The 17,527-nt window shown below is 49.1% G+C and carries 15 protein-coding genes; 4 read left to right on the top strand and 11 right to left on the bottom strand.

Translation table 11 applies throughout. The features are described 5' to 3' along the window. From GYMC10_RS31425 to rpmH, 10 genes are all read right to left on the bottom strand, one after another. Entirely contained in the window at nucleotides 1-840 is an 840-nt protein-coding gene (locus GYMC10_RS31425; protein ID WP_009591559.1) for a ParB/RepB/Spo0J family partition protein, read from the bottom strand. Beyond that, nucleotides 833-1,594 (bottom strand): ParA family protein, encoded by a 762-nt coding sequence (locus GYMC10_RS31430; protein ID WP_009591460.1) that lies wholly within the window; start codon nucleotides 1,592-1,594, stop codon nucleotides 833-835. The genes GYMC10_RS31425 and GYMC10_RS31430 overlap by 8 nt, the downstream gene beginning before the upstream one ends. A 265-nt stretch (nucleotides 1,595-1,859) precedes the next feature. Continuing rightward, complete coding sequence (gene noc / locus GYMC10_RS31440) at nucleotides 1,860-2,678, bottom strand: nucleoid occlusion protein (protein WP_009591452.1); 819 nt, start codon at nucleotides 2,676-2,678, stop codon at nucleotides 1,860-1,862. A gap of 1,268 nt (nucleotides 2,679-3,946) precedes the next feature. Then, nucleotides 3,947-4,669, bottom strand: coding sequence for a 16S rRNA (guanine(527)-N(7))-methyltransferase RsmG (gene rsmG, locus GYMC10_RS31445; protein ID WP_015738126.1), 723 nt, complete (start codon nucleotides 4,667-4,669; stop codon nucleotides 3,947-3,949). 3 nt (nucleotides 4,670-4,672) lie between these two features. Further along, complete coding sequence (gene mnmG, locus GYMC10_RS31450) at nucleotides 4,673-6,559, bottom strand: tRNA uridine-5-carboxymethylaminomethyl(34) synthesis enzyme MnmG (protein ID WP_015738127.1); 1,887 nt, start codon at nucleotides 6,557-6,559, stop codon at nucleotides 4,673-4,675. A gap of 109 nt (nucleotides 6,560-6,668) precedes the next feature. After that, nucleotides 6,669-8,045, bottom strand: coding sequence for a tRNA uridine-5-carboxymethylaminomethyl(34) synthesis GTPase MnmE (mnmE, locus tag GYMC10_RS31455; RefSeq protein WP_015738128.1), 1,377 nt, complete (start codon nucleotides 8,043-8,045; stop codon nucleotides 6,669-6,671). Nucleotides 8,046-8,234: 189 nt separating this feature from the next. Then, the gene (gene jag / locus GYMC10_RS31460) at nucleotides 8,235-9,023 is read right to left on the bottom strand and encodes an RNA-binding cell elongation regulator Jag/EloR (RefSeq protein ID WP_015738129.1); all 789 of its coding nucleotides are present in this window, start codon (nucleotides 9,021-9,023) and stop codon (nucleotides 8,235-8,237) included. Beyond that, entirely contained in the window at nucleotides 9,020-9,910 is an 891-nt protein-coding gene (locus tag GYMC10_RS31465; protein WP_009591548.1) for a YidC/Oxa1 family membrane protein insertase, read from the bottom strand. The genes jag and GYMC10_RS31465 overlap by 4 nt, the downstream gene beginning before the upstream one ends. 75 nt (nucleotides 9,911-9,985) lie before the next feature. Further along, nucleotides 9,986-10,336 carry a ribonuclease P protein component gene (rnpA, locus tag GYMC10_RS31470; RefSeq protein WP_009591465.1) on the bottom strand — a complete coding sequence of 117 codons (351 nt, stop codon included), beginning with the start codon at nucleotides 10,334-10,336 and terminating at the stop codon, nucleotides 9,986-9,988. 223 nt (nucleotides 10,337-10,559) lie between these two features. Then, nucleotides 10,560-10,694 (bottom strand): 50S ribosomal protein L34, encoded by a 135-nt coding sequence (rpmH, locus tag GYMC10_RS31475; protein WP_006207379.1) that lies wholly within the window; start codon nucleotides 10,692-10,694, stop codon nucleotides 10,560-10,562. A 455-nt stretch (nucleotides 10,695-11,149) separates the two neighbouring features. Here rpmH and gnd point away from each other — a divergent pair, with 455 nt between their 5' ends. The 4 genes from gnd to gntK all read left to right on the top strand — a co-directional run bounded on the left by gnd (nucleotide 11,150) and on the right by gntK (nucleotide 16,039). Beyond that, complete coding sequence (gnd, locus tag GYMC10_RS31480) at nucleotides 11,150-12,049, top strand: phosphogluconate dehydrogenase (NAD(+)-dependent, decarboxylating) (protein WP_015738130.1); 900 nt, start codon at nucleotides 11,150-11,152, stop codon at nucleotides 12,047-12,049. A gap of 152 nt (nucleotides 12,050-12,201) precedes the next feature. After that, nucleotides 12,202-12,879 carry a GntR family transcriptional regulator gene (locus tag GYMC10_RS31485; RefSeq protein WP_009591472.1) on the top strand — a complete coding sequence of 226 codons (678 nt, stop codon included), beginning with the start codon at nucleotides 12,202-12,204 and terminating at the stop codon, nucleotides 12,877-12,879. Between the two features lie 164 nt (nucleotides 12,880-13,043). Then, entirely contained in the window at nucleotides 13,044-14,405 is a 1,362-nt protein-coding gene (locus GYMC10_RS31490; protein ID WP_015738131.1) for a GntP family permease, read from the top strand. 104 nt (nucleotides 14,406-14,509) lie between these two features. Then, entirely contained in the window at nucleotides 14,510-16,039 is a 1,530-nt protein-coding gene (gene gntK / locus GYMC10_RS31495) for a gluconokinase (RefSeq protein WP_041622082.1), read from the top strand. A 180-nt stretch (nucleotides 16,040-16,219) separates the two neighbouring features. Here the strand turns inward: gntK and GYMC10_RS31500 are convergent, their stop codons facing one another. Next, complete coding sequence (locus tag GYMC10_RS31500) at nucleotides 16,220-16,954, bottom strand: hypothetical protein (protein ID WP_015738133.1); 735 nt, start codon at nucleotides 16,952-16,954, stop codon at nucleotides 16,220-16,222. Nucleotides 16,955-17,527 lie beyond the last annotated feature (573 nt).

A 17,527-nucleotide genomic window follows, 5' to 3' on the forward strand; every position in this document is an offset into this window, starting at 1 on the left:
TTATTGAAGAAGTTCCAACAACCGCTCCAAATCCTGCTTGCTATAATAATTAAGCTCAATCTTCCCTTTATCCTTATTGTGCTTAATTTTGACGGTCGTTTTAAACCGTTCTCTAAGATCCTCTTCCAGATGATCGATATAAGGATCTCGATTCTTGACCTTAGGCTTCGCTTTATCCGCTGGTTTGCGGTCCAGATTCTTAACCGCTTCCTCCAATTCGCGGACACTCCATTCCTGCTCCACGCATTGTTTCGCCAGCTGTTTAACAAGAATCGGATCCTTAATTCCCACGATCGCTCTAGCATGTCCCATCGACAATGTTCCACGTGAAACATTTTCCTTCACTTCTTCTGGTAACGAAAGCAATCGCAAAAAGTTAGCGATATGGGAACGGGATTTACCGACCTTCAATGACAACTCTTCTTGAGTTAAGGAAAATTGTTCCATGAGCCCTTGATAAGCTACTGCAATCTCCATGGCATTCAGATTCTCGCGCTGCAAGTTCTCAATGAGGGCGATTTCCATTACTTGTTGGTCGCTGAAGGAACGAACCACCGCCGGAATCGTTGCTTTGCCGCAATATTGGGATGCCCGGAATCTTCGCTCCCCGGCAATAATCTCATAACCCTTCAGCACGCTGCGGACAATAATCGGTTGAATCACACCATGCTGACGGATTGATTCCGCCAGCTCCTGGATCGCCTCATCGTTAAAAGTCTTTCGCGGCTGATACGGATTCGCTCGCAATTGACTGAGCGGAATTTCCACTACCTTGTCATCATCATGAATAGACAAAGATGGAATCAGCGCATCCAGCCCTTTTCCCAAACGTTTACTCATAAGAGATCACTTCCTTTGCCAGCTCCAAGTATACTTCCGCTCCCTTTGAACGGGGATCATACGTAATGATCGACTGCCCATGAGACGGTGCCTCACTCAAACGAATATTTCTCGGGATAATCGTTTTGTACACTTTTTCCTGAAAATACTTCTTCACTTCTTCAATCACCTGAATGCCCAGATTCGTGCGCGCATCCAGCATCGTCAGCAATACGCCTTCTATCTTGAGTGATGTATTCAGATGTTTCTGAACGAGGCGAACCGTATTCAGCAGCTGACTCAAACCTTCCAATGCGTAATATTCACATTGAATCGGGATGATGACCGAATCGGCCGCGGTCAATGAATTGATCGTTAAAATGCCAAGCGATGGAGGACAATCAATCAAAATATAATCATACTGGGGTTTGACTAATTGGAGTGATTTCTTCAATCGTACTTCACGAGAAATCGTAGGAACAAGCTCAATCTCGGCACCAGCCAATTGAATGGTGGCCGGAATGATGTCCAAACCTTCGATATTAGTCCCACAGATGGCGTCCTTCGGGTGTACTTCATTGATGATAATATCGTAAATGCAATTTGCAACATCGGCTTTGTTAATGCCAACCCCACTCGTTGTGTTACCTTGGGGGTCTATATCCACCAAAAGCACCCGTTTGCCTAGCGAAGCCAATCCAGCTCCCAGATTGACGGAAGTCGTCGTTTTGCCGACACCGCCCTTTTGATTTGCTATGGCAATTATCTTTGACACTCATTTCACCTCAATGTAGGAAGACTCTTCTAAGTAGTCGCAATAGATGATATACAGCGAAAGGCTGTATATGTAATATGTGAACGATCCCGTAAAATACGGGATGCCCAGGATATAGCGCTCGATGAAAATGAGTAATAATAAAATTACATATTTCTCATCTGCAGCATAAAACCTAATAAGCAAAGATATCGCTGCTGCAGAGAATCTTGATCTCTTGATCAACAGAAAAAGCGGTACGATGCATACCGCTTCACACCATATCTTAACGTTTAGGTATTTTTATAACGATTTCATAGTGATCTTCGTGATCATTCTCCGTTGTTTTGATCGCCATCCCGGAACCGGATACCATATCAATCGATTGACGAATCGTATTCAGGGCCAGGCGAACATCCTTACTATACGATATGCGCTTGGCCTTCTTCATTGTCGTTACTTCTTTATAAAAGGCGATACGTGCTTCCGTCTGTTTCACATTCAGTTCTTTGGTTATGATTTCGTCCAGCACTTTAAGCTGGGTTTCTTCATTATCCAAGGAAAGCAGTGCACGCGCATGACGCTCAGTGACCTTGCGTTCCATTAAAGCCACTTTGGCCGCTTCCGGCAGCTGCAGCAAACGAATCTTGTTTGCAATCGTGGACTGGCTTTTGCCTAGTCGCTGTGCCAAGCTCTCCTGCGTTAATTGGTGAAGATCGATCAGCTTCTGGTAAGCTACTGCCTCTTCAATCGAGGTAAGACCTTCACGCTGCAGATTCTCGATTAACGCAATGGAGGCTGCTTGTGAATCGTTGAACTCCCGAACAATGGCCGGAATCGTGTCCAGACCCAGCTTCTTAACCGCACGCCAGCGGCGTTCCCCTGCAATGATCTCATACACGCCATTTCGAACGCGAACGACGATAGGCTGAATAACTCCATGGGTTTTAATCGTCTGAAGCAGCTCATCAATCTTCTCGTCATCAAAAATCGTCCGTGGCTGGTATGGGCTGCTGACAACCTCGTTTACCGGGATTTGTTTCACTTCATCCCCTTGGTTCCGCTCTGCCGCTAAGCCAAACAATCTCGAAAATTGTTCTTTCATTCCGTATATTACCACCTAATTTCATGATAGCACGGATAAGCCTCCGGTTTATCCCGGAATCGGTTAAACGATTGAACAACCACAATGTGGAGCATACACGGATCGTTCCAGCCACCATGTAGAACTAGTCATTTAAGTTGTTACGGTGCTGGTAATCATTGTGATGTCAGGCATTTCCCTGCAAAAACAGATTTCATGCTGATTAGAGAAAAACGTCTGTGTCGATAGCCGTGTTTTCTCTGATCGAACCCGCTGCATGAAGCGGTTGCTTCTTGAGAGATAGATCAGGAGGCAATATCATGATGTTTACTATCAATCGATATCTCACAAGCGGTATATATTTTGTTCTACTTCGTATGAGGCCAAGAACCCACTTGGGTTAACCTGGCACTTCCAAAAAACAGCAGTCACAACAATCGAAGGTTGTTGACTGCACGAAGCAAGGATGGAAAAGTCACCAAGCCAGGATTTATACTCTTTCATCCCTTCAAGGATCGGGCAATAGGGCCCGCCAGCTCAAATGGATACTACGATTCTATTCTACCACTTTTTGTCCTATAACTCTATTCTCCAATATCACCTTTTTTCCTGCATTTCTCGCTTGCTTTATACAGGATTTGTGCACAGTTCCAAAGTTTATCCGTCAAAATGATGCTCTTGAACCGCATCTCCCCTTCCATAGCCTTATCTATGATCACAGCATTCATAATAATTGTGGGATTTGCCAATTCAAGAACTCGCTTCTATCCTCATCTGCAAAGAAAGCAATTGACTCTTTCTTAAACGATTAATAAAATGGGAAGCTTTCATTCAAGAGAGTTCCATCCAACTTATTCCTTAAGAAATATCTTGGCGCAGATCACAACTCTAGCAGGAAATATAATCCTACCATAGATATCATTTATTCAGCGCACCTCAAACATTTGAAATGTTTCACGTGAAACATTCAAAGCTTAACAGATATATCCAAGGGACAAAAGTTTAGTAGCCAATGTGTTACAACTGTTTTAGAAACAACACATTTCCGAACTCAGCCTTTCGCTATCCAACGAATGACACTTCCTATCATTCAAGACGATGGCTAGCCAACTAAACACCCGGAATTAATTGAGAGCCTCACGATATACTCCATATAAGGATGAATGAATGCATCAAGTTCACTAACATGCCCTCTCTTAATCAATAATACAGTAAATAAAAAAGAGGAGAACTCTTATAAGAGTTCTCCCCTAAATCCGTTCGTATCTCATTTCCGAAGTCGCTTTTGCTTACACGATCGGCGTTTTGCTGGCCGTACCCGCTTTACGGGGGTACTTGGAAGGCGTGGCTCCCTTTTTATCGATCACCACGATATGACGGCCAGATTCCTCTACAGGCAAAGAGAACGAATGAACCTTGTTCAACGCCCCTCTCAGCTCTTTCAAACTGCGAGCCGCCTCCTTCACCTCATCCGTAGGGTCACTGCCCTTCATCGCCGCAAATTGTCCCCCTACCTTCGTGAAAGGCAGGCAGAACTCATTCAATACAGCCATTCGAGCTACCGCTCTTGCCGTGACCAGGTCGAACCCGTCACGGTACCCATGTTTGCGGGCAACCTCTTCCGCTCGCCCATGGATCAGCTCAATCCCGGACAGCCCGAGGGTATCCGCAACATGCTTCAGAAACGTAATCCGTTTATTCAGCGAATCTACAATCGTCAGCTTGAGATGGGGAAAGCAGATTTTTAACGGAATTCCCGGGAAGCCGGCACCTGATCCGATATCCGCCAGATTGCCGATCTTGTTCATATCCACATAAAAGGCAAGCGTAATCGAATCATAAAAATGCTTCGTATAAACCTGCTCCCGTTCGGTTATCCCGGTTAAATTCATTTTCTCATTCCATTCCACCAGCACTTCGTAATACATCTCAAACTGATGAAGCTGTTTCTCGTCAATCGTGATCCCGTGCTCGCCGAGCCGGTCAACAAAAGCTTTCTGAATGTCGTCCATTCCTTATCCTTTCGCTGCGGTTACCCGGTTATAATGCTCCAGGTAAACGAGAAGTATCGAAATATCCGCTGGCGTTACGCCGGCAATGCGCGATGCCTGGCCGATGGAAATCGGGCGGATCTTGTTCAGCTTCTGCCGAGCCTCCATGGCCAGTCCGTTGATCTCGTCGTAAACGATATCCTCCGGAATGCGTTTCTTCTCCATCTTCTGCAGCTTTTCCACATGTCCCAGCTGTTTCTCAATATAACCCGCATATTTGATTTGAATTTCGACTTGCTCCTTCATTTCCTCATCCAGCTCGTAAGGAGACGGCGAGAGTGACTCCACCATGGCAAACGTAATCTCCGGACGACGCAAAATGGTCAGCATATTGCTTCCGTCCACGATCGGTGCTGACCCGGCGGCTTCCAGCATCGCATTCACCTCAACCGGTTTCACCTTCGTTTGACGAAGACGTTCGATCTCCTGCTCAACGAGCTGCTTCTTCAGCACGAATTTGGCATAACGTTCTTCCGAGATCAGTCCGATGTCATGACCGATTTCGGTAAGGCGCAGATCGGCATTGTCATGACGGAGCAGCAGACGGTATTCTGCACGGGAGGTGAGCAAACGATACGGCTCATTCGTCCCTTTAGTCACCAGATCATCGATCAGCACTCCAATATAACCCTGGGAGCGATCCAGAATGACTGGCTCTTTCCCCTGCACTTTACGAGCCGCATTGATCCCTGCCATAATACCTTGGCCTGCCGCCTCTTCATATCCCGAGGTGCCATTGATCTGACCTGCCGTGAACAGGCCCGGCAGCTTCTTGGTTTCCAGAGAAGGCCACAGCTGCGTTGGCACCATGGCATCATACTCAATCGCATAACCGTTACGCATCATTTCTACCTTCTCCATTCCGGGAATGGAACGAAGCACCGCAAGCTGAACATCCTCAGGCATGCTGGTGGATAGGCCTTGCACATAGTATTCTTTTGTATTTTTACCTTCAGGCTCCAGGAAAATCTGATGTTTCGGCTTGTCGGCAAAACGAACGATCTTGTCCTCGATGGACGGGCAATAACGCGGACCCGTTCCTTCTATAACGCCAGAGAACATCGGCGCGCGATGAAGGTTGTCATTGATGATCTTATGCGTATCCACCGACGTATACGTCAACCAGCAAGGAAGCTGCTCATTGTCGGAGGATTTCGTTTCGTAAGAGAAGAACTTAGGCTTCTCGTCCCCAGGCTGAATTTCGGTCTTGGAGAAATCAATCGTATCCTTATGCACCCGCGGCGGCGTACCTGTTTTGAAGCGAACAAGGTCGAACCCAAGCTCGCGCAGGTTATGCGCAAGTTTGACCGAAGGCTGTTGATTGTTCGGACCGCTCTCATACATGAGTTCGCCCATAATGACTTTACCGCGCAAATACGTACCCGTTGTCAGCACAACGGCCTTCGCGCGATATTCCGTACCCGTCTGCGTCACGATTCCCACGCACACGCCATCCTCCACGATGAGCTGATCCACCATACCCTGACGAAGGGTAAGCTTCTCTTCCTTCTCCATCGTTTCTTTCATCGTATGCTGATAAGAAAACTTGTCCGCTTGAGCGCGCAGCGCGTGGACGGCCGGGCCTTTACCCGTATTCAACATGCGCATTTGAATGAAGGTTTTATCGATATTGCGGCCCATTTCTCCGCCCAGCGCGTCGATTTCGCGTACGACATGTCCTTTGGCAGGACCTCCTATGGACGGGTTACAAGGCATAAAAGCAACCATATCCAGGTTGATGGTAACCATCAACGTTTCAGCACCCATACGCGCGGACGCCAGTGCAGCCTCGCAACCGGCATGGCCCGCACCGACTACAATCACGTCATAAGTGCCACCCATATAACTCATAGCTCACCCTCCTGTTCTTATTGTGTTATATACGTTATCAAGGGGCATCCACCTCGGATATCCCTGAAATTGTTGAGCTGTTCCTACTCTATATAGTAAGCCCTGGAGCTTATTTACCCAAGCAAAACTGTGAAAAAATTTGATCGATGAGCGAATCGCCAACCGCTTCGCCCAGGATCTCGCTTAACTGTTCCCAGGCCATTCTCACATCGATTTGAATCATATCGATCGGAATGAGCTGTTCGGCCGCGTCGTAGGCATCCTGCAGGGACTGCTTGGATTTCTTCAACAAGGCGATATGCCGCACGTTGCTCACATAAGTCAAATCCCCGCCTTCAATCTGGCCGCTGAAGAACAGGTTCGATATGGCCTCTTCCAGCCGGTCAATCCCCTCCTGCGCCTTCACCGACATCGGAACGATCAATTCATCGGGATAATACCGATGGAGAATGTCCAGATCGAGATTAGACGGTAAGTCCATTTTATTCATAATGACAATGCATTGTCTACCGCGTATTTGTTCCATCAATTCCAATTCATCCTGATGAAGCGGCTCGCTGGCATTCAGCACGAGCAGAATGAGATCCGCCTCGTTTACCGCATGCTTGGATCGTTCCACGCCGATCTGCTCCACCACATCCATCGTCTCCCGAATGCCTGCGGTATCCAGCAGCTTCAACGGAATGTTGTTAATGGTGACAAATTCCTCGATCACATCGCGAGTCGTGCCCGGTATGTCCGTGACAATCGCCCGATTATCCTGGGCTAGCGTGTTCAGAAGCGAGGATTTGCCCACGTTAGGACGTCCGACAATGGCAGTCGTAATCCCTTCCCGCAGAATTTTCCCTTCTTGCGCGGTCTTGAGCAGTTTATCGATTTCCCCCATCACCAGTTTGCTTTTCTCTTTAATGAATTCCGAGGTGAGCGACTCCACGTCATGCTCTGGATAATCGATATTCACTTCGATATGGGCCAGCGTTTCGACCAGGGTATGGCGCAGCTCGTTGATTTTGCGGGATAACGTACCTTCGACCTGCTTGAGGGCAACGGAGAAGGCACGGTCCGATTTCGAACGGATCAGGTCCATAACGGCTTCGGCCTGAGACAAATCTATCCGGCCATTTAAGAAGGCCCGCTTCGTAAATTCTCCGGGCTCTGCCAAACGGATGTTTAATTGAAGCAGCAGGTCCATGACCCGCTTCACGGAGATGACGCCGCCATGGGCGCTGATCTCCACGACATCCTCGGTCGTGAACGAACGAGGGGCACGCATTACGGTCACGAGCACCTCTTCAAGGTTTTCCCCCGTTTTCGGATCCACAATATGACCATAATGAACGGTATGGGACTCCTCCTGCGTTAGCTTGTTTTTACTTTTGAATATACGCTCCACTTCCCGAACGGAGTCCGGCCCGCTGACGCGAATAATCGCGATGCCGCCTTCACCGACTGCCGTAGAAATGGCTGCAATCGTATCGCTAAACATCGTTTCCTTCACCTCTTTCTATTTAAAAAACCTCGGGATTACACCTCAAACGGTGTACTCCCCCGCTGCTTGATCTATCATCTTAAACAAAAACCTCCTGCGGAAGTCTTGCGTATAGGTCTCTCTAAAAAACAATGACTCCCTCTTGAAGCTTAAGGAGTCATTGTTTATATAGGCTCTTCAACTCATTTAGGACGACTTGGGCGTGATGACAACCCGCCGGTTCGGCTCTTCGCCCTTGCTGTACGTCTTCACGGCTCCATGGGACTGAAGCTTGGCGTGAATCACCTTCCGCTCCGCAGCAGGCATAGGCTCTAGCACAATCTCTTTGCGGGTCTTCAGAACCCGTCCCGCCAATCGATCGGCCAGATCCTCCAGCGTCTTCTTGCGGCGGTCGCGGAAGTTCTCGGCATCCAGTACGATGCGCAGATAACTATCGGAGTACCGATTCGCTACGATATTCGCCAAATACTGAAGTGCATCCAACGTCTGGCCCCGGCGGCCGATCATCAGTCCGAGTCCGGCTCCGGAAATTTGAAGCGTCGTAAAGTCTTTTCCCTTCTCCATCTCAACGGAGATATCAAGCCCCATGGCTTGTCCAGTTTCGATAAGAAAGGCGATGGCTTCCTGGTAAGGGTCCTTGCCTTCAAGGGAAGCTGTCCCGGGGCTCTCGGCAATCGCGGTGCCCGCAGGCGCTGCCTGCGTCGCCACGGAGGCATGAGAGACCTGAACCGTTTTGGCCGGAACAGCTTGCGTACCCGAAGGAGAAACTTCCTTCACAGATGGTTCGCCGCCGGCACCGTCAGGCAGGAGCGTTAGTTCGACTTTCGCTTCCTTGACCCCGAACAGGCCCAGGAATCCTCTTGATGGCTGACTCAATACTTCAACCGATACACGGTCTTGACTTACACCCAAGCGGGCCAGCCCTTGTGCGACAGCATCTTCAATGGTTTTTCCTGTTGCGACGATTTTACTCATCTCGACTTCTTGGCTCCCTTCGAACCTTTTTTCCCGCCTTTGCTGCCACTCTTCTTCCCGCCCTTGTTACCGCTCTTGTTGCTCTTATGACCTTCGGTTGCGCTGGCAACGCTTGCCACGACTGCAGCCTTGTCATTGTTTCGGTACAAGAAGTAGTTCTGCACGATCGTGTAGAGGTTACTGTAGAACCAGTACAACGGAAGTGCGGATGGGAACTGGAAGGACATTACAAAGATCAGAATCGGATAAACGAACAGCATGAACTGCATCATCCCCATTTGCGGAGACGGGTTCATCTTCATCATCATTTTCGTTTGGAAATAAGTGGTTGCAGCCGCAAGCACCGGCAAAATAAACAGCTTGTCCGGTTGACCCAATTGCAGCCACAGGAATTCGTGATCACGAAGGAGATTGTTATAGTAAATCGAATGATAGAGTGCGATAAATATCGGCATTTGTACGATCAGCGGCAAACATCCCGCCATCGGATTAACCTTATTCTCCTGGAAGAGCTTCATCGTTTCCATTTGAACTTTTTCAGGCTGATCTTTATATTTCTCGCGAATTTTCTGAATTTCAGGCTGGATGGCCTGCATTGCCTTCGAGCTTCTGACCTGTTTCAGAGTCAGCGGTAAAATCAAGGTACGGACGATAAGCACCATCACGAGTACGGACAATCCGTATTCGCCGTTAAACCATGTCGCAAACGTATCAAGTGCCCATGTAAAGTAATAAACAACGTTGCTCTGCCAAAAGCCTCCATTTTTCAAGTCTTCAATGGTACGCGTTTGGTCAGCTCCAGGCGCACAACCTGATATAACGGCCACTGCGAGTATTACAGCGGTGAGGAGGAACCATTTTCCTCGTCTTGTCTTCATGAACGACACTTCAAAACCCCTCTCTTCGCCATTCCATTCCACGGTAAATCATAACATATTTATATGGACAAATAAACACATGGTTCAGCCCCTCTTCGCTTTCAAAAGGGACGATTTCCTCAATACATGAAGCACGCTTTTCTCCAGCTCCTGATAGGACTTGTCGAGCGCTCCCTTTCGAACGATAAAGATCAGGTCGATATGCTCGATAATCTGGTGCTGATGGTGCCTGACAATCTCTTTAACCAGCCGTCTCATCCGGTTGCGGACAACCGCATTGCCGATCTTTTTGCTGCACGAAACGCCGACGCGAAACTGCTCTACCTCTTTTTTGCGCGACCAATAGACAACAAATTGATGATTGGCGAAGGACTTTCCGTGTCGATATACCCGGCTGAAATCAGCGCGGTTCCGTAAACGAAGTTTTCTATGCACAAGTTTCTACCGCCCTGCCGTTAATCAAGTTCATTACATCCTGCGCTGCTGTGACATCCCTACTATTATAATAGTATAGGCATGCCAAAACCGCGCTAAACACCCGATTGCGAACCTTTACCACTCAATGTAGCTTATATTCTGCCGGTTTCAAAGGAAACTCCTCACACCGCAGCAGATATTACGAAAAAAAGACCACCTCGGTGGTCTTCGTGGCACAATATTAAGCGCTCAGTACTTTTCTGCCTTTTTGACGGCGGTTAGCCAATACTTTGCGTCCGTTCTTCGTGCTCATTCTTTTACGGAAGCCGTGTACCTTTTTGCGTTTGCTTACATTCGGTTTGAAAGTCGGTCTCATGAATTAATGCACCCCCTTACAGGAATATCGCTTACCCATATTTTAAGATCAAAACGTCAATCGACGCACTTTCACGGAAGAATAGACCGCGATTTGTTGAACCGACGTCTATGGACGTATCTCTTGTAAACAGACCGCTATTGGCTAGCGGATAATGTTCTCATCTTCACAGAAAATGCCTTTATACATTTAATCACGTTCGGGCCCAAAAGTCAAACCAAACTTGACTTCGATCAGCTCATAAGTTTTCCACAAGTAGTCATTATTGCTAGTTTTGAATTATCCACATGGGGATAACCTATTTGAACACGTTGTGGATGGTCCCTTTTAGGTCAACATCACGCCCTCCAGCCCTCTTAATCCCCCATGTTTACACCAGAGCCATAAAAGAGTAGTATAAAAATTGAATTTAAGTTGTATACAAGTATACACCTAAGAAGGAGCTGCATTGTTTTATGAAAATAGGCATGATCGGTCTGGGGAAAATGGGTCTCAACCTGGTTCAGAATCTGATTCACCATCAGCATCAGGTCGTAGCTTACGACTTAAATACGGAACTGGTCGCTCAAGCCGCCGAGTGCGGCGCGGAAGCTGCGGCATCCACCGAATTGCTCGTAGCCAAACTGGATAAACCACGCATCGTTTGGATGATGGTGCCGGCCGGTAAGGTCGTGGATTCGGTCATCGAATCGCTTACGCCCCTGCTCGAGTCCGGCGATATTTTGATTGACGGCGGCAATTCGCATTATAAAGATTCCATCGCCCGTGCAGCACGCCTGGCGGAGCAGGGCATTCATTATTTCGATGCCGGCACTTCCGGCGGCATGGAAGGCGCGCATAATGGAGGCTGCTTCATGATTGGGGGCAACCGCGACGTATTTAGCGGCATCGAGCCCTTGTTTAAGGATATGGCTGTCGAGAATGGTTACTTGTATGCCGGTGAAAGCGGCAGCGGCCATTTTCTGAAGATGGTCCATAACGGCATCGAATACGGCATGATGCAGTCCATTGCGGAAGGTTTTGAAGTGTTGGAAAAGAGCGCGTTTGATTTTAACTATGAGGATGTTGCGCGGGTATGGTCGAAGGGCTCCGTCATTCGCAGCTGGCTCATGGAACTGACGCAAAACGCTTTTTCCAAGGATCCGAAGCTCGAAGGCATTAAAGGCGTGATGAAATCATCCGGCGAAGGCAAATGGACGGTGGAAACGGCACTCGAGGTTCAAGCCAGCGCGCCGGTCATCGCCATGTCGCTGTTCATGCGCTATCGCTCCCTTGATCAAGATACGTTCCACGGCAAAGTCGTTGCCGCGCTTCGCAATGAATTCGGCGGCCATGCCGTTGAGAAATCGGAATAACATATATTCTCTTTCATGCACCCTGCTGTTTCTTTAGGGCATGTTCCCTGCAGGCATTATTACCAGGCTGGGCATGGTCCCCCTTTCATTCCTTGTGGTATGATGATCACTGGAGAACTTCAAGAATCAGTACTGGATTGGAGAATTATGCTATGAAATTTCCCTCAACGTGGCTTCAGGGAGCCTCTCTCGGAGAGGCCATTGCCAGCGAACTGAGATTGCAGATTATCAGCGGCACCATCAAGCGCGGAGAAATCCTATCCGAGAACCGGATCGCGGGTGAATTCGGCACGAGCCGATCCCCTGTGCGGGAAGCGATGAAAACGCTGTCCAGCGAAGGGTTGATTCAATTGGAGCGCATGGGAGCCGTCGTCATGGGCTTATCGCTCAAGGAAGTCGAGGAATTATACGATGTCCGTTTTCTTATCGAGAGCTTTGTGCAAGGACATGTGTTTGCGAATCCGCAGCCGGAACTGATCCAGCATTTAAAGCAAATCGTCGATCGGATGGAGCTTGCCGCCAAACATCAGGATCCGGTGGAATTCTCCTATCAGGATTTGGCTTTTCATGAACGGATTATAACGGAAGCGAACCATAAACGAATTCTTCATCTGTGGAAGAGCATTCGCCCCATCGTGATCACGGTGATGCTCATTACGACGCGGCAGGTATTCGGTGGCGGGGGCGCCAAGGTTCGCTATGTCATGGACAAGCATCTTCAGCTTATTGCGGAGATGGAATCCCTGGATCCGGCACGGATCCAAACGGCGGTTCAGCATTACTTCGATGATTCCCGTCAGACGCTTCATCTTAGTTTTCCGGAGGGTTAATATAATCCTCCCTTCCTCCGCACTGACATTACATGTGTACGCTCTAAGTTGTCGACAAGTATACAATAGAATTCGCTTTTGTTTTGGGTATACTACCGCAGAACAGCCCGATGATATTAACCATTTCCCAATTCAAATGGGTAATCTATAGGAGGAAGCAAGATATGAATTCACTATTCGGTCTCAGTCATAACGCTACCTTAATGATCTGGACACTGCTGACGATCGTCTTCCTGATCGTGCTGATTTCCAAATATAAATGGAATCCTTTCGTTACCTTACTGATCTCCGCACTGATCCTCGGTCTATTGACGGGCATGCAGCCTGCGGATGTGATTACTTCGATAACCGGCGGTCTTGGCGGAACGCTCGGAACGATTGCGATCGTTATCGCCCTCGGTACCATGTTGGGAAAAATGATGGCCGAATCCGGCGGTGCCGAACAAATCGCCACCACCCTCGTGGACCGCTTCGGCGAGAAGCGCGTCCACTGGGCGATGATGATCGTCGGCTTTATTGTCGGTATTCCCGTATTTTTCGAGGTTGGCGTCATCCTGCTGATTCCTATTGTGTTCACGGTTGCACGCAAAACGAAAATGTCCCTGCTGCACATCGGCATTCCGATTCTGGCCGGATTGTCTACCGTTCACGGGCTGGTGCCTCCGCATCCCGCCCCGATGATTGCCATTGAAGCTTATGATGCGGACCTTGGCATGACCATTCTCTATTCGTTCCTGGTCGGAATTCCTGCAGCGATACTCGCCGGTCCGGTGTTCGGTAAATTTATCGGCAAACGGATTCGAACCGAACCGCCCGAAGAGCTGGCCGAGCAGTTTTCAAGCAAAGCGGAACGAGGCTTGCCAGGCTTCGGCATCACCTTGTTTACGATCCTGCTGCCGGTCATTCTGATGCTTATCGGATCCGCGGCCGACATTATCGATCCGGAGTCCACCAGCTTCATTTCCGTGTTCTGCAAATTTATCGGTCATGAAATCATTGCCCTGCTCATTGCTGCGGTCTTCTCCTTCTTCTCGCTTGGATTCGCCCGCGGCTTTAATAAACATGATCTTTCCCGCTTCACCAGCGAATGCCTCGCTCCGATCGCCACGATTATTCTGATCATCGGTGCAGGCGGCGCTTTCAAGCAGGTTCTGATCAACAGCGGCGTCGGCAATGCCATCGCCGAAATTGCAACCGGCGCCAATATCAACGTGATTCTGTTCGCATGGCTTGTCGCGGCGCTCATTCGCATCGCAACCGGTTCTGCAACCGTAGCCATGACAACCGCCGCTGGAATCGTTGCTCCCGTGCTTGCGATGACGCCGGGCGCCAATGTGGAGCTAGTGGTGCTCGCTACCGGAGCAGGCTCCATCGTACTGTCCCACGTGAACGACGCAGGCTTCTGGATGGTAAAAGAATTCTTTAATATGACCGTAGCCCAGACGCTAAAATCCTGGACCGTGCTGGAAACGATTCTGTCCGTAACCGGGCTCGTGTTGGCTCTGGTTCTGAATGTAATTGTATAATGAAGCAATAAGACACATGAGGGCTCCCGAAGCGCTGTTTTTTAAGCAGCTGCCGGGTGCCCTTACGTAGAAAGAAGGTAGGTCTCTTGAGTACACATAACTATATGATGGGCGTCGATATCGGAACAACAAGCACCAAAGCGGTCCTTTTCAAGGAGAACGGTGAGGTCGTTGCCAAGGCCGGCGGCGAATATCCGCTGCTTACACCGACTCCCTCTACGGCCGAACAAGACCCGGAACAAATCTTTCAAACCGTCATCGCCTCGGTTCAAGGCGTCATGACGCAGAGCGGGATCGATCCGGCTCAAGTGCTGTTCGTATCCTTTAGCGCAGCCATGCACAGCGTCATTGCCGTGGACAGCCAAGGCACCCCGCTTACCCGCTGCATTACCTGGGCGGATAACCGCAGTGCAGCCTGGTCGGCGAAGCTCAAAAAGGAACTTGGCGGCATGGAGCTGTACCTTAGAACCGGAACTCCGATACATCCCATGTCACCCGTAACCAAACTGATGTGGATGCGGCATGAGCTGCCCTCCCTCTTTTCGCAAGCAGCTAAATTCATTTCGATCAAAGAATACGTTTATTTCAAGCTGTTCGGCCAATATGTCGTTGACCATTCCATTGCTTCCAGCACCGGGATGATGAACCTCGAGGCGTTGGCATGGGATCCGCAGGCGCTGGAGCTCGCCGGCATCACCGAGGACCATTTGTCGACCATCGTCCCTACTACACATATCATGGAGGGCTTAAAAAGCGAGTATGCTGCAGCCATGGGGCTCTCCGTCTCCACGCCGTTCGTGCTCGGCGCTGCCGACGGAGTTCTGTCGAACCTGGGCGTGAACGCCATCCAGCCGGGCGTCGTTGCAGCCACGATCGGTACGAGCGGCGCCATCCGTACGGTCGTCGACAAGCCGATGACCGATCCGAAAGGACGTATTTTCTGCTATGCATTGACGGAGAAGCATTGGGTCATCGGAGGCGCGGTCAATAACGGGGGCATGATTTTCCGCTGGGTTCGCGATGAATTTGCCGCCTCCGAGATCGAAACGGCCAAGCGTCTGGGCATCAATCCCTATGATGTGCTGACCAAAATCGCGGACCGTATTCCGCCCGGCTCGAACGGACTCCTATTTCACCCGTACCTGACGGGAGAACGCGCGCCATTATGGGATCCGAATGCCCGCGGCTCGTTCTTTGGTTTAACGCTCAATCATAAAAAAGAGCATATGATCCGCTCCGTGCTGGAGGGCGTGATCTTTAATATGTATACCGTTCTGCTGGCGATGGAGGAACAAATCGGCCGGCCGGCCAAAATTCATGCCACAGGCGGTTTCGCCCGTTCACCGATCTGGCGTCAGATGATGGCGGATATTTTTGACCAGCAGGTGATCGTGCCGGAAAGCTACGAGAGCTCTTGCCTTGGCGCAGTGGTCCTTGGACTGTATGCCACAGGCAGAGTGGAGTCGCTCGATATCGTCGAGACGATGGTCGGCGGCACCCATGAACACCAGCCCGTGAAAGAAAGCGCCGATATTTATAAAGCGCTTCTGCCGATTTTTATACGCATTTCCCGGAAGCTGGAGGAAGATTATGAGGCCATTACCGAATTCCAGCGCCGATTCGAGAACGCGTAAGCTTACTATAGTAAGAAAAACACCGTTCGACGTACCTTCTCAGAAAACAGCAGGCATCCGATGTGGTTTTCTTCGATAATAGTCAGGTAGGCGATGCTTCGAAGTTCTAAACATTCGTATATCTTAAAGAAAAGCCCGTTTTCGCTGGATCCGATCCATGACGAAAACGGGCTTTTTTTGTCATAATGCATGAGCAAAAAATATCCACAATGAGAATCCCATACCGAAAATCCCCCCTGCCTTGCACATAAAGAAGTAGAAATCGCTGGGCTCCGGATTATCATACATCCAATTTGATGGCGAAATATGAAACATAAACCGCTGGAAAGGCTCATATCTGAAGAAGCACCAGTTCATGATCCCTATCCCGAGCGCCAACAAAAAGAATCCTATGCTGCCATTCGGGTCATGAAACCGCTCGTCAGCAGCCTTGGCCAGCTCCGTGGGGAAATAGCGGGGCTCATCCGGATCGGATCGATAAACTTGGCCGCTGCCGTCCATGAACCTCATGCCGGGTATCACCATCTCCCCCTTCTCGTCGTATGCAAGAAAGCTCCGGTCTCCAAACGGTTCCACGCGGTAGACTTTCCCGTCAGGATAGATCACTTCATATGACGCCGAATGTCCCGATCCGTTACCATATGCCCGTATTTCATATATTTCGCCGGCAATCTCAACCCTTTTCCCCTCTTCATCGGCATGGACATAGACCGGCTCCCCGCGGCCAAATGATCCTCTGTACTCGATGGTCCAGTTTCCCGAATCGGCATATTTCGCGTACTTAATGTCTTCCATATGAAACACTTTCTTCGAATAATAGCTCTGAGCCCATACCGCGATCAGAACCAATAGGGCGGCCAGTGCAAGCAGCATCCCTATTTTTCTCCAGCTCAAGCCCTTCCCTTCGGTCCGCATCCGTGGTTCCCCCGCTCCATTTTTCCTTATAGTACGGTCGTTCGCAAAGAAGGTTGCAATGGAACAGCCTATAACCAGATGTTTTTAGACTTCTGCTCAAACGGCGCAGGTGCCGTCCGAGTCATTCTTGGGGTCGCCGACCATTCGCCGCCATAAGGGTTCTGAATCTATCATTTGAGATCGACTAGAGAGCCATTATTAAGTTGAGTCACAAAAAAAGCCCTCGAAAGGAAACTCGGAGATTCCGTTTGAGGACTTTGGATGACTATCCACAGCCATTTTTCACCTTTGGTCGATTGTGCGGCTGCTAGAACATTCAACCAGAAGTTATGAACAGATGGTGAGAGAAGAAAATTCTGCTTGCCAATCGGACAAGCTGTGAATAATTTTTCGCGCTTTGAGGCCAATGATGTCGAATGCCGAACAGATTATAAACAATATATAGTGGTGTGAATAATAATTATGCACAACGTATTGAATTTGTGGATAAATTAGCGACATACATTGAAAATAAGGCCTTCTTTTGCTATGATGATATTACTTTTGGTTGTGAATATGTGAATGAAGCTATAA

Origin of the sequence: Paenibacillus sp. Y412MC10 (genome assembly GCF_000024685.1) — a bacterium.
Classification (GTDB): Bacteria; Bacillota; Bacilli; order Paenibacillales; family Paenibacillaceae; genus Paenibacillus_AQ; species Paenibacillus_AQ lautus_A.